Here is a 12,239-nt window from a genome sequence, read left to right on the forward strand (position 1 = left end):
CGTAATTTGATACCTGTTGACCGTCAAGCTATAAAGACGCCCATTCGTCCTTCGGATTCATGCCCTCCATGGAAAAGCCGTCCGCTCCCCGCGACACCGGTAAACAGAAAGTCCGCTCGGCTGAAGTGGGCACCGACATCCTCAAGGCCCTGGCGGAACTGTCGCCGGCCACCTCGTTGTCGCGCCTGGCCGAACACGTGCAAATGCCGGCGAGCAAGGTCCACCGCTACTTGCAGGCGCTGATTGCCTCAGGTTTTGCCGAACAGAACACCGCCACCAACCACTATGGCCTGGGCCGCGAAGCCCTGCGCGTGGGGCTCGCCGCGCTGGGCAGCATGGACGTGCTGAAAGTCGCCGCCCTGCCGCTGGCGGAACTGCGGGACGAGTTGAATGAAACCTGCTTCCTGGCCGTGTGGGGCAACCAGGGCGCGACCGTGGTGCATATCGAACCGGCGGTGCGCGCGGTGACGGTGGTCACGCAATTGGGGTCGGTGTTGCCGTTGCTCAGTTCGTCCACCGGGCTGGTGTTCAGCGCGTTTCTGCCGACGCGGGAAACCGTGGAGTTGCGTGAGCGGGAGATTCAGGCGGGCATCGCCCATGCGCTGGCGGATGACCAGGCGTACGCCAGCACCTGTGAGCAGATCCGCCAACGCGGCCTGCACTTTGTGCACGGTTTGCTGATGCCCGGCGTGGACGCGCTGTCGGCGCCGGTGTTCAACGCAGTCGGGCAGGTGGCGGCGGTGTTGACCGTGGTGGGGCCGACGTCGCTGTTCCATGCCGATGAAGACGGCCCGGCGGCGAAGCGTTTGTTGGCGGCGACCCAGGCGGTGAGTTGGCGCATGGGTTATCAGCTTCCCTGACACAAGGCCGTTCAACTGTGGGAGCTGGCTTGCCTGCGATAGCGGTGCATCAGGTTAGCTATCTGTCACTGACACACCGCTATCGCGGGCAAGCCCGGCTCCCACACTGGCCTGCGTAGCTTTCCGGATTGGAGTTCAAGCCATCAAGCCCAAGGTCTTGGCCTTGGCCACCGCCTGGGTGCGCCGCTCCACCCCCAGCTTGCTGTGAATCCGCCGCGCGTGGGTCTTCACCGTGTGCAGCGAGATAAACAACTGGCCGGCAATTTCCAGATTGGAATTGCCCTGAGCAATCAACTGCAGCACCTCCAGCTCACGCTGGCTCAGAGGATTTTCCCCTGCCGCCGCTGGGCATTCCTGCGGCTCCAGCCCCAACGCGCTCAACAACCCCGGCTGCCTGAGGCGCAATTCGCGAATCGCCTGTTGCACCTGGCAACGCCCCGCCAGTTCCAACCCGGCTTCCAGCGAGCGCACGGCCAATGGTCGATCGCCGACTTGCCAGGCCACTTCCCCCAGCACCAACTGCAACTCCGCTTCCAGGCACAGCATGCCCCGCTGCCGCGCGGTCTCCAGTAACGCGCTCAGGCGGGCGACGGGCTCTTCGGCGCGACGCAATTTCACTTCGGCCAACACCTGCAAATACTCAAGGCGCGGGATCAACTCCAGGGTGGCCGGCGGTGCCTGTTTGGCTTTTGGTCCACGGTAGTGACGCAGCACGCGGGTTACCGCTTCCAGGGTCAGTTCAGCGCGGCCCTGTTGCAGCCAGAAATGCCCGCTGAGCAATAGCAGCACAGCGCGATACACCGTGTCGGGTACCTGGCGTTGCTGCATCAGGCGCTCGGCGTCCCGCAACTGGATAAACGCCTGTGCGTAATCGCCTTTGTTGGCGGCCAAGAGCGCCAGGCCGAGATAGCCGTAGAGCACGCGCTTGTCCTGGCTGTGCAGGCACATGCCCAGGCCGGATTCGAAGCATTCGGCGGCCACCGCATCGTGCCCCTGGCGCAGGGCCAGATGCCCCCGTCGCAACGAAATCCGCCCCATCAACGGCCCGGCCTTGAGTCGCTGTTGCACCAGCATGCGTTGCACGTTTTCCAGCAGGCTCTGGGCCCGATACGGCGCGCCGCGTTGCTCCAGCAACTGCGCGTGATCCAACTCCAGCAACGCCTCCAGCAGCAAGGAGCCGTGGGACCGCGCCAGGCACAACGCCTCGCGGTTCAGCGCCTGGGCCACGTCCAGTTCGCCACGCAGCAGGGCCTGTTGAGTCAGGCCCGACAGGCACATCAACCGCGAGGTCCAGGCGCTTTCAGGCAAATCTTGCAGCGCTTCCAGAAAATGCTCGCGGGCCCGTGCGGCCTCGCCGCCAAGGTGCAGCAGCCAACCCCATTGCGCTTGCCAGCGAGCCAGCAGATACCGCTGCAAGTGCGCGGTCGGTTGCGGGGTAAAGCGCGCCAATTGGTCGATACACAACGCCGCCTGATCGAAGCGCCCGGCAAACAGCAACGCCGCCGTCACCAGCCCCACCAGTTGCGCGGAACCCAGCATCAACTCATCACCATGCTGCTCATGCAGGCGCAACAGCAGCACGGCGTTTTGCTGGCGGAACAGGTCTTCAAAACTGAAATGCTGCAGCAGGCTCACGGCCACTTCGTATTCTTCGGCCAGCAGAGCCTGTTCAAACGCCGCTTGCCAGTCCTCGGCGGCGGTGAACCATTGGCAGGCGCGCCGGTGCCAGGAGCGTTTGGCCGGCCAGGGTTCGTCGCGCATAAGCTGCGCCAGCGGCGGGAAGATTTGCAGCCAGTCGGTGGCGTCGTCCCAGGGTTCGATAAAGGCGCCCAGCGTCTGCAAGTCACGCAGGTAGGCGCCACCGTCGCCAAAGCCGAACAGATGGTCGCACAGGCTCGGGTTGAAGCGCGGCAGGTGCGCAAGCACGCGCCAGGCTTCGGCCAGTTCCGGGGCCAGGCCGCTGAACAGTTCGTGTTGCAGGTAGTCGAGCAAGGTTTTGTCAGGGTGCCCGTCGCCTTCAAGCAGTGCGATGCGTACACCGGCGCACCAGCCGGCGCTGAACGTCAGCACCTTGTCGACAGCGGTCCCGGCCAATACGTGGATTTCGTCGTGATCAAACGCCAATTCCGCCGCGCTGCATTCCCACAGTTCATCGTCCAGCAACAGCCGCGGCCAGTTACACGCCGGGCGCCGCCGGGCGCCGATCCACCAGGTCAAGGCCGGGCTGCTGGCGGCCAGAATACGATCGAGCAAGCCATCCAGCTCAGGCGCCGGCACACGGCAGAAGTCATCCAGAAACAGCCACGCAGGCGCTTGCCAGCGGTTGAGGGCCAGCAGCAGCGTAGGTTCATCGACAAAATCGAGGCCAAGGCTTTGGGCCAGGCGCTGGCACAAATCCAAAGCCGCGCCGTTCAGCGGCAACCAGTACACCTGGCAATCCGCCGGCGCCTGCAAGGCGCACTCGGCGAGCAGCGCACTCTTGCCGCTGCCGGCCGGGGCGCAGAGCAACTTCACCCGCGCCGAGGCGTTGAGCAACGGCACGGCCAGGCGTGGGCGCAACAGATGATGGGGAGACAAGCGTGGCATGAATCCAGGACGATCCAGACAACGGGTCATGGCGGTCATTACTGCGTCCCTGTTTTTATTATTGGGCGGCGTGCGCCCTACCCTAGTCCTGTGGCTGGCGGTTGTTGAGGAGTATTCAGCAGGCTGATTGTCGGACATAAAAAAGCCGGGAGCCCAAAAGGCTACCGGCCTGAAACTGTAGGAGCTGGCTTGCCTGCGATAGCGGTGTGTCAGGTTAGGTATCTGTTACTGATACACCGCTATCGCAGGCAAGCCAGCTCCTACAGGTTGAGCGCATTTCAATCAGGTTTTAGCGCACGCCCTCCGAGCGCAATGCTGCCGGCGTGTAGTCGGCCGCCTTGGCCGCAAAGCCGAACACGAAGCTGCTCTTCTCTTCGTTCTTCATGCCCAGGGCGATGTAGCGCCCGGCGATGATGTCGTACAGGGTTTCAACGGTGTAGGCCGGCACCTGGTGGTCGTAGTAGAACTGCGCATGCCCCTCGGCCACACGCCACAGTTGGCCACGGCCGTCGTAGTGGTCCACCAGCGCCACTTGCCAGCTGTCTTCGTCGATGTACATGTGGCGCTTGGCGTAGATGTGCCGCTCGCTCGGCTTGACGGTGCCGATCACTTCCCAGACCCGGTGCAGCTCGTAGCGGGTCAGGTCCTGGTTGATGTGGCCGGCCTTGATGATGTCGTCGTACTTGAGGGTCGGCGAGTCGAGCTTGTAGCTGTTATAGGGAATGTACATCTCTTTCTTGCCCACCAGCTTCCAGTCGTAGCGGTCGGGGGCGCCGGAGAACATGTCGAAGTTATCCGAGGTGCGCAGGCCGTCGGCCGCAGTGCCCGGCCCGTCGTAGGCCACTTGCGGCGCACGGCGCACCCGGCGCTGGCCGGCGTTGTAGACCCAGGCCAGGCGCGGTTCCTTCACTTGGTCGAGCGTCTCATGCACCAGCAGTACGTTGCCTGCCAGGCGCGCCGGAGCAGTCACCGATTGTTTGAAGAAGGTCAGCACGTTGGCGCCCTTGACCGGGTCCATGTCCGGGATCAGTTGCGGCACGGCCACTTCTTCTTCGAAGCGGATCGGCGTGTAGCTGCCGTTGGTCTGTGGCGTGGCCTGGGTGATGATGCGGCGCAGGTTGCCGCCGTGGTAGCGGGTGATGTGGTTCCACAACACTTCCACGCCGTTCTTGGGAATCGGGAACGCGTAGTAGCGGTTACCGGTGAAGTTCTCCAGGCCGTTGCCGTCGTTGATCGCATGCACGTTGAGCGCGCTGCGCTTGATCGACTCGTAGATCTCCGGCGGCAGGTTGACCGTGCGGTGAGTGGGGTAGACCGGGATCTTGTAGGTTTGCGGGTAGCGCTTGAACATCGCCACCTGGCCTTCGGAGAGCTTGTCCTTGTACTTGTCGACCGTGGCGGCGGTGATCACGAACAGCGGTTTTTCACTGGCAAACGGGTCGGCGAGGAAGCCTTTGCTGTCGACCGCGCCGGCGTTTTTCGGGATGCCGCCGGTCCATGCCGGGATCGAACCGTCGGCGTTGCCGGCCTTCTCGGCGCCCACCGGGGTGAGGGTGGTGCCGAGCTTGGCCGCTTCTTCCGGCGAAACAGCCGCCATCACGTTGGCAGCCAGCAGGCTCAGGGCCAACACGCCGCATTGCAGAATCATCTTGCGCATAGTCTCTTGTCCTTCCTTAAACCCAATCAGAAGTTCACGCCAAAGCTTAAGGCGATGAAGTCGCGGTCGGTGAGGGTGTTGTAGTCACCGCCAAAAAAGTCGGTGTAGCTCAGGCTTGCGGTGTAGGTGTTGCGGTAGTCCGCGTCCACGCCAACGCTGATGGCCTTGGCGCCTTCGTTGAACAGGCCGTTGGGGCCGTAGCCGCTGACGTCCTGGGACCACGACACGTTGGGCTTGAGGTTGACCCCGGCGAATACGTTGTTGTAATCGAGGATGGCCCGGGCGCGATAACCCCAGGAGTTGGCCGTGACGAAACCGTCGGTGTCGCCGCCGAAACCGTATTGGCCGTAGACCGAATCGCGGCCGTAACGCAGCTTGGATTTCGCCTCCAGGCCGCCGACGTGCACGAAGGCCGCTTCGCCCACCAGGGTCAGGCGCTCGGCGCCCAGCACCTGGTCGAAGAACTGGGTCATGGTGCTCTGGATCTGGGTGATTTCCTTGCGGCGGTAGCCGGCGTTGTCGGCACCGAAGGAACTGCTGATGGGTGAGGCGGCGTTACCGGCAATCGGGTTGACCAGGGCCAGCGTCAGGTCGGTGGTGTTGAGCTGTACGGGCGCATTCGGGCGGTAGCTGATTTCGCCGGTCCAGGCGGTGCCGGTGGGCAAGGTGGTTGAGAAACTGGCGCCGAACAGGCGGATGTTTTCCGGGTAGTCGAGGTAATACTGGCCACGGCCAAGCATCGTGCTTTGCGCCAGTCCGGAGCCTGATCCGGGGGCGATACTGTTGGCGGTATTGATGATGCGGCCAATGGTGGCCAGGTTGGTATTGGCGGTGATGGTACCGACGGTGGGCGTGCGACTGTGGTAGTTCATGAAGTACAGGCCGTACTCCGTGTCATCGCCCAGCCAGCGCAAGGCCATCCCGAATTGGCCGCCATCGCGTGCCTCGCGGTCTTTTGCACGCTGCACCACCACGCCTTCGTTCGTCACCTGGAAGCCCTGGCCAAACGCCGCCGCCACCGGCTGCAACGGCGCAATCGCCGGGCTGCCAACCGTGTAGTTGCCATTACAGCCGTGGGCTACCACGTCGTTACCGAAGAAGGTCCCGCAGTTATCCACCACGGTGTTTTCCCAGTTCAACTGGTAGAAGCCTTCCACGCTCAGTTGGTTGGTGAGGCTTTGGGATGCAAACAGCATGTTGACCGGAATCAGGCCTTCCTTGATCTCGGCACCGGGCCGGCGAAAGGCTGAGACGTCAATCGGGTTGATGCTGTTGATGGAGTTGCCGATGAAGGTACTTTCGCCCCAACTGACCACCTGTTTACCGACGCGCACGTTGCCCGGCAAATCACCGATGGAATAGTTGTGGTAGACGAACGCATCCAGCAATTCGTAGCCGGAGGAACGCGCACCTTCGTCGCGGTGGTTATTGCTGATCTGCTTGAATTCGCGGTCTTCGTCCTGCAGCTCGAAGTCGTACCAGTACTTGCCGCGCACGAACACGCCGCTGTCGCCGTACTTGAGCTCCAGGTCGTGGATGCCCTTGAAGATCTTGGAGAAGGTCTCGCCCTTCTTGAAGTTCAGGCGGCCGTCATCGCCGGTGGACGCCTGGCCCGTGCCGCCGTTGGGAATGCCCACCAACTTTTTATCGGCGTCGCGCATGCCCCAGCTGGCACCCACCGACAGCGAGGAATCGAATTGCCCTTCGATCTCGCCAATGTTGAACGAAACAGCCTGCGCCTGGGCACAGCAACCCAAAGCAACCGCAGCGGCCAGCGCCTGTGGCCTGAAGATGGCGCGCATTGTTGTTCTTGTCATGCGTCTTCCCCGGTGGTGTGACAGAAGGCCCCACCCTACTGCCCGCAATCAGGAGCGATAAGCGCACCAAGGAGGTATTCGTGTTGTCGCCCGAAAGGATGAAGGGGCGCTCTGGCCGGGGTATTGGCGGGGGCATGGACGAGATGGATGAAGGGTTATCAGGGGGATGTATGAGGCGTCGGCATCACTGTTGCCGGTTTGGTAACAGTCCTTGTCCCGAATCGCTATTTTTCATTCTGTAACAAAAGCCTATTCTTGCTTGGCTTTCAGGGTGAACCGCCCGCTTCCCTCACTGGGAGGAACAGCAAGTTTTGACGGATTGATCATTATTTTCAATCTGTTACCGGTGTTCACTGACGTTGATTTATTGCTCCTTGATCAAACGTCTTACTTCAGCCGCTGCCTTTGCAGCGGCTTTTTTTTGCCGGAAATAAAACGGGGCGCCATGGCGCCCCGGGTTGATTAAAACTTTTTCATGCAACGATCAGAGGCTGTATTTCTGCAGATTGGCCATCATCTCCTTCAAGGCCTCGATGTTGTCCTTGGGGTGAGCGGCGCCTTCGAAGTCGCAGATCTGCTGCCAGTGGGCGGCGACGTCATCCGGCGAAAACCCCGCCTCAGGGTCGAAGCCAACGCCCAGGCTGCGCTCCCAGCGGGTCTTGCCGATCCAGCCACCGCCCACCTCAAACAGCCCCGACGTTTCCTGGCACGCTTCGCTGCCCAGGTACACCACCAACGGGCTGATCAATTCCGGCTTTAAGCGCTCGAAGACTTGCGGCGGGATCAGGCCTTCGGTCATGCGTGTGCCACCGGTAGGAGCGATGGCGTTGACCAGGATGTTGTTTTTGCGGCCTTCCAGCGCCAGGGTGCGGGTCAGGCCATACAGGCCGAGCTTGGCCATGCCGTAGTTGGACTGGCCGAAGTTGCCGTAGATGCCCGAGGTGGAGGCGGTGAAGATCACCCGGCCGTAGGCTTGTTCGCGCAGATGCGGCCAGGCGGCGCGGGTGACTTTGTAGGCGCCTTCGACGTGCACGCGGTAGACCAGGTCCCAGTCGCTGTCTTCCATTTTGTGGAAGGTCTTGTCCCGCAGGATCCCGGCGTTGTTGACCACCACGTCGATGCGGCCGAAGGCGTCGAGGGCGTTCTGGACGATTTTGTCACCGTCGGTGACGGAGTCGTGGTTGGCCTCGGCGATGCCGCCGGCCTCGCGGATTTCGGCCACGACGCGATCGGCCGCCGAAGCGTTGGCGCCTTCGCCCTGGGTTGAGCCGCCAAGATCATTCACCAGCACTTTGGCGCCGTGTCTGGCGAACAGGAGTGCGTGGGCGCGACCCAATCCACCGCCGGCACCGGTGACGATCACGACCTTGTCTTGGAACTGCACAGGCTCACTCATTGGGAACTCCAGGGGCGGTTAGGGATAGATGAATGGAGTGTCAGGCACAGGGCTTTTGGTCACAATAAATACGGTTGGGGGTGAATGGTGCGCGATAAGGCTGGGGGATGATTGGTGTGGCCTGGGTGTGGGTACATATCCGTTATTTGGGTGATGGCCGGCTATGGTTCCGCTCTTACAGCGGCTCACTTTTGAACAGCGCAAAAGTAAGCAAAACGCTCTTGCCCCACCACTCGGCACCTCGCTTAGGCTCGGTGTGCCCTCAGCTCCGGTAGCACGAAGCGGGCCGCCGCGACGGGGCGTCCCTGCCCCGTCGCGGCTAAACCGGCGTCCTGCCGGTTTACCCGCTCCGTACTACCTGCGTTCGGCCAGCGTGGTTTAACGGGGCGCCTAAGATCAAAATCAAGATCAAAAGCCAGAGCACAGCGGCCTACAGGCCGGCTTGAGTGTGGTGAAGCAAAGGCAACATCAAAATCTACAGCGAGCACGTTCTACTGTAGGAGCTGGCTTGCCGGCGATGGTCGTTAACGATGACGTTGGCGTCCTGAATGAACGCGGCGCTCTCAGGTTCTTCGCCGGCAAGCCAGCTCCTACAGAAAAGCAGCTTTTGCCTTTGCTTCACCACACTCAGGTCGGCTTTCAGGCCGCCGTGCTGTTGATCTTGATCTTGATCTGACTGCCCCATTCAGCCCGAGGCCGAACGCAGGGATTGAGGAGCGGGTAAACCGGCAGGACGCCGGTTTAGCCGCGACGGGGCAGGGACGCCCCGTCGCGGCGGCCCGCGGAGCAATACCGAAGTGAGGGTACGCCGAGCCACAGCGAGGCGCCGACAGGCGGGGCAGAGCGTTTTGGTTACTTTTGCGCTTTTCAAAAGTGACCCGCTGTAAGAGCGGAACCCTAAGTAGCCGTTACCGCACCAACGGATATGCCCCCCATCAAAACCTCAAGAATAAGCCACCCGAGAAACCCCAACCCCAAGCCCCTCCCGAAACGCCAAGTAATGCTTCAACACCTGCACGGGCGCCTCAATCTGCGGGTAGTGCCCGATATTGGCCAGCAACACCGTATCCGCATGCGGCACCAGCTCACGATAGCGCTCAACCATGTGCCCCCCGGAAATCGGATCAACTTCGCCATCAATCACTCGCAAAGGCACCTCGCCACGCTGCATCGCCGCCACCCAACGCTCCCGCTGCTGGCGACGCTGGGGAATATAGCCAATCAACTTGTGCAAAATCCGCGGCCCATCCTGGCTCTCAATCAAGCTCCAGAAATCATCCAGCGCACTTTCACTGGGCCGAGTCGCCGGCCCGAAAATCTGCCCAAAACTGTTGGCCAACGCATTACGCCCAAACGCCCGCCCGATCATCCACCCCAACGGGCTCAGCAACAGCTTCTGCACCAACGCCGGACGATGCGTCTCCGGAAACAACCCACCGTTGAGAAACACCCCGCTGGCCATCTGAAACCGACCTTCGTAATGCCGCGCCAGCAACTCCTGCGCAACGCTGTCACCGTAATCATGGGCCAGCACATGCACCGGCTGCTGCACCCAAAGATGCTCCAGCAACGCCTGCTGCAAATCCGCCTGTTCCAGCAGGCAATAAGTGTGATCCAGCGGCTTGGCCGAATCGCCGAACCCCAGCATGTCGCAGGCAATCACCTGGTAACGCTGGGCCAGCGGCTGCCAGAGGTAATGCCAATCCCAACTGGCGGTCGGAAAACCATGGATCAGCAGCAACGGCTCGCCCTGCCCCGCCACCCAGTAACGAATGGTACGGCCGCGAAACTCGAAGCTCTGGGCGCGCTTGCGCCAGATGCGCAGCGGGATCTCGGCGAGTGGCATCAGCTTTTATACCCGGGGTCGAGTGCATCGAGTTTGCGCAGCAACGCCGGCCACGCCAGCGCGCCGCCCATGCCCTGGGCACTTTTGGTGACCCCGGCGATCATCGCCCGGGCACCGGCCAATATCTGCGGCGCAATCGTGATCAATTCAGCGCCACCGTTCTGCGCCATCACCTGGATATCGCAGGTGCGCTGAAAGATGAACATCATCAGGAAGGTGTCGGCGATGCTGCCACCACAGGTCAGCAGGCCGTGGTTGTGCAGCATCAGGAAATTGTTTTCGCCAAGGTCGGCCTGCAAGCGGGCCTTTTCCTCGTGATTCAGCGCCACGCCTTCGTAGGCGTGATAAGCCAGGCTGGACAGCACAAACAAGGATTGCTGGCTGATGGGCAACACGCCCTGCTTCTGTGCGGAAACGGCGATGCCGGAAGCGGTGTGGGTGTGCAGCACGCAAACCACGTCGTGGCGAACTTCGTGTACCGCGCTGTGGATGGTGTAGCCCGCCGGGTTGACGTCGTAGGGGCTGTCCATCAGTTTGTTGCCGGCCTGGTCGACCTTCACCAGGCTCGACGCGGTGATCTCGTGGAACATCAGCCCGTAGGGGTTGATCAGGAAGTCTTCGGTGCCCGGCACCTTGGCCGAGATGTGGGTGAAAATCAGGTCGCCCCACCCATGCATCGCCACCAGGCGATAGCACGCGGCGAGGTCGACGCGGGCCTGCCATTCGGCCGCGCTGACCTGGTCTTTTACGCTGTGTGTCGATTGAACAGTGGCTAGGCTCACGGCAATGACCTCCTTGGCGCATTTTTTTATTTTTTTGAGTAAAAGGGCAATCCAGGCAGAAGAGGCAGTCTAGTCAGACCTCGAGCCCACCGTAGTTGCATTGGCAGCCAGCTTGATGACCGAGCGGGTCAGTCCTGAGGATAGTTCGATTTTGTTCTGTGCGTGTCAGAGAAGCGACGCCAATAAAGGCGCAGCGAACAGGTTGAGCAGCCCGGTGAGCACCATCACCAGCCCCGCCACCGAGCCTTCCTCGCCGCCCACTTCATGGGCCCGGCTGACACCCGCGCCATGGGCGCCCACGCCAAACAATGCACCGCGCGCCAACGGCGTGCGCAACGGCAGCCACTTGAGCAGTACGCCGCCGAGCATGGCGCCGAACACCCCGGTGAACATCACAAACACGGCCGTCAGTTCCGGTACGCCACCCAGGTCGGAGGAGACCGGCATGGCGAACGGCGTGGTGATGGAACGCGGCACCAGCGACATCGTCACCGAGCTGTCCAGCGCCAGGGCCTTGGCCAGGCCATAGGAGGTGGCGATGGACGCCACGCTGCCCGCTACCATCCCCAGCAACAGGGCCGACCAATGGCGCATCAGCAATTGGCGCTGCTGCCAGATGGGAATGGCAAACGCCACGGTCACCGGGCCCAATACCAGCATCAGCCAGTGGGTGTCGGTGGAGTATTCGGCGTAGGCGGTTTTCATCGGCACGGCCACCGCCAGCAAGAGTGCAGGAACCAGGATCAGCGGCGACAGCAGGTAGCGCCCGGTGCGCCGGTAGATCCAGCGGCTGAAACCGTAGGCGCCCAGGGTCAACGCGAGCCAGAACATCGGCATCAGCTCAAGCCTCATGGCGCAGCTTCCAGCGGCAGACAAATTCCACGGTAAACGCGGTCACCAGCATCACCGACAAGGTACTGAAACCGATCACCAGCATGATCCGCCAGCCGTCGTGCTTGACCAGGCCGCCGTAGTCCAGAAGGCTCATCAACGCCGGAATAAAGAACAGCAGCATCTCCGCCATCAGCACACCGGCGCCCAATTGCAGGGCTGCCGGTTTCACCAGGCCGGTGGCGAAGGTCAGCAACAGCAGGCCGAGGCCCACCACACCGCCGGGAATAGGCCAGCTCAGCCAGGCGGCCAGTTGGCAGCCCAGAAAGTAAATGGCCAGCAGGACGATCAGTTCAGCCAGCAACCGACCGACGAGTTTGAAGGTGAAACGTTTCATGAGCTTTGGGTCCTCGCAGGGCTCCCATTTTAAAGAGGGCCCTGGCATCCCCACAGCGAATTGTTAG

At 61.9% G+C, this 12,239-nt stretch carries 10 protein-coding genes; 2 read left to right on the forward strand and 8 right to left on the reverse strand.

What is annotated here, in order from left to right:
* Window positions 1-68: 68 nt before the first annotated feature.
* Window positions 69-860: an IclR family transcriptional regulator gene (locus V3W39_RS15750; protein ID WP_177075339.1), complete on the forward strand. Its 792-nt coding sequence runs from the start codon at window positions 69-71 to the stop codon at window positions 858-860.
* A 135-nt stretch (window positions 861-995) separates the two neighbouring features.
* On the opposite strand, the gene V3W39_RS15755 is transcribed toward V3W39_RS15750, so the two are convergent.
* The 4 genes from V3W39_RS15755 to V3W39_RS15770 form a co-directional block, all read right to left on the reverse strand.
* Window positions 996-3,485 carry a LuxR C-terminal-related transcriptional regulator gene (locus V3W39_RS15755; RefSeq protein WP_330212936.1) on the reverse strand — a complete coding sequence of 830 codons (2,490 nt, stop codon included), beginning with the start codon at window positions 3,483-3,485 and terminating at the stop codon, window positions 996-998.
* Between the two features lie 250 nt (window positions 3,486-3,735).
* Window positions 3,736-5,103 (reverse strand): DUF1329 domain-containing protein, encoded by a 1,368-nt coding sequence (locus tag V3W39_RS15760; RefSeq protein WP_017476034.1) that lies wholly within the window; start codon window positions 5,101-5,103, stop codon window positions 3,736-3,738.
* Window positions 5,104-5,129: 26 nt separating this feature from the next.
* Window positions 5,130-6,920: a DUF1302 domain-containing protein gene (locus V3W39_RS15765; protein WP_177047262.1), complete on the reverse strand. Its 1,791-nt coding sequence runs from the start codon at window positions 6,918-6,920 to the stop codon at window positions 5,130-5,132.
* Window positions 6,921-7,404: 484 nt separating this feature from the next.
* On the reverse strand, window positions 7,405-8,316 hold the full coding sequence (locus V3W39_RS15770) for an SDR family oxidoreductase (RefSeq protein WP_177047264.1): 912 nt from the start codon (window positions 8,314-8,316) through the stop codon (window positions 7,405-7,407).
* A 508-nt stretch (window positions 8,317-8,824) separates the two neighbouring features.
* Here V3W39_RS15770 and V3W39_RS15775 point away from each other — a divergent pair.
* Window positions 8,825-8,992: a hypothetical protein gene (locus V3W39_RS15775; RefSeq protein ID WP_330212937.1), complete on the forward strand. Its 168-nt coding sequence runs from the start codon at window positions 8,825-8,827 to the stop codon at window positions 8,990-8,992.
* Between the two features lie 267 nt (window positions 8,993-9,259).
* On the opposite strand, the gene V3W39_RS15780 is transcribed toward V3W39_RS15775, so the two are convergent.
* The 4 genes from V3W39_RS15780 to V3W39_RS15795 all read right to left on the reverse strand — a co-directional run bounded on the left by V3W39_RS15780 (window position 9,260) and on the right by V3W39_RS15795 (window position 12,172).
* Window positions 9,260-10,162 carry an alpha/beta fold hydrolase gene (locus tag V3W39_RS15780; RefSeq protein ID WP_177077190.1) on the reverse strand — a complete coding sequence of 301 codons (903 nt, stop codon included), beginning with the start codon at window positions 10,160-10,162 and terminating at the stop codon, window positions 9,260-9,262.
* Complete coding sequence (locus V3W39_RS15785; protein WP_330212938.1) at window positions 10,162-10,944, reverse strand: class II aldolase/adducin family protein; 783 nt, start codon at window positions 10,942-10,944, stop codon at window positions 10,162-10,164. Before V3W39_RS15785 ends, V3W39_RS15780 begins: the two co-directional genes overlap by 1 nt.
* Window positions 10,945-11,109: 165 nt before the next feature.
* On the reverse strand, window positions 11,110-11,796 hold the full coding sequence (locus V3W39_RS15790) for an LrgB family protein (RefSeq protein WP_177077186.1): 687 nt from the start codon (window positions 11,794-11,796) through the stop codon (window positions 11,110-11,112).
* Complete coding sequence (locus V3W39_RS15795) at window positions 11,786-12,172, reverse strand: CidA/LrgA family protein (RefSeq protein ID WP_177077184.1); 387 nt, start codon at window positions 12,170-12,172, stop codon at window positions 11,786-11,788. Before V3W39_RS15795 ends, V3W39_RS15790 begins: the two co-directional genes overlap by 11 nt.
* Window positions 12,173-12,239: the final 67 nt, after the last annotated feature.

Source organism: Pseudomonas sp. Z18(2022), assembly GCF_036346535.1.
Taxonomy (GTDB): domain Bacteria; phylum Pseudomonadota; class Gammaproteobacteria; order Pseudomonadales; family Pseudomonadaceae; genus Aquipseudomonas; species Aquipseudomonas yamanorum_A.